General features: G+C 67.9%; 1 protein-coding gene. It reads left to right on the top strand.

Annotation, left to right across the window (positions count from 1 at the left end; all coding sequences use genetic code 11):
• Window positions 1-67: 67 nt before the first annotated feature.
• Complete coding sequence (locus IQ279_RS27520; protein WP_206352042.1) at window positions 68-952, top strand: IS982 family transposase; 885 nt, start codon at window positions 68-70, stop codon at window positions 950-952.
• The last annotated feature ends 24 nt before the right edge of the window (window positions 953-976 follow it).

Below are 976 nucleotides of genomic sequence, written 5' to 3'. Positions count from 1 at the left end.
CCTAGATGAATGAGTCCGATGTCTGTCCTGGTCGCGACCATGGCGAAGGGCGCCCGTTGGTCAGTGTGTGAAGACAAACCTGGACGCCCTTCTGACGGCACTGTACGTGTTCATCGATGACCATGTGGCGCCATGCCGCCGGATCGGGCGACCTCCGAAACTGACGGACGCCGAACTGCTGTGCCTGGCCGTCGCCCAGGTCCTGCTCGGCTTTCCCTCCGCCCGGCACTGGATCCGCTTCGCCCACGCCCGGCTGGGGCACCTCTTCCGCTACCTGCCCCAGCAGTCCGGCTACACCAAGCGCCTCAACGCGGCCGGGCCGCTGATCAGCCACGTGATCGAGACGCTGGCCCGGCAGGTGCCCACCTGGCACGACGACCTGCGGCTGATCGACTCCACCCCACTGCCGTGCGCGGCCTCCCGCGAGACGGTCAAACGCTCCGATCTGGCCGGGCACGCCGGCTACGGATACTGCCGCAGCCACTCCCGGTTCTTCTGGGGCCTGCGGCTCTACCTGGTCACCACCGCCGAGGGCATGCCCGTCACCTGGTGCCTGGCCCACCCCAAACTCGGCGAGCGCGAGGTGATGGCCGCGCTACTGGAGCGCGACCACCACCTGATCCGGGCCGGGCAGGTAATCCTCGCCGACAAGGGCTTCGCCGGGCGGGAGTTCGAAGCCTTCATCACCGAACGGCTCGGCGCCCACCTGGTACGGCCCGACCGCAAGGACGAGCCGGTCCGGCACGGCCGTCTCGCCCGGGTGCGCCAGTGGATCGAGGCAGTGATCGACACCCTCAAGGGCCAGCTCAGCCTGGAACAACACGGCGGCAGAACCCCGGCCGGGGTCTTCGCCCGCACCGGACAACGACTCCTCGCCCTGGCCACCGCCATCTGGCACAACTGGACCACCGATGCCCCGGTCAAGCGATCCCTGATCGCCTATGACCACTGAAGACATCGGACTCATTCATCTAGG

It is taken from the genome of Streptomyces verrucosisporus, from assembly GCF_017114865.1.
GTDB lineage: Bacteria > Actinomycetota > Actinomycetes > Streptomycetales > Streptomycetaceae > Streptomyces > Streptomyces fenghuangensis.
This window is presented reverse-complemented; position numbering and strand designations above follow the sequence as displayed.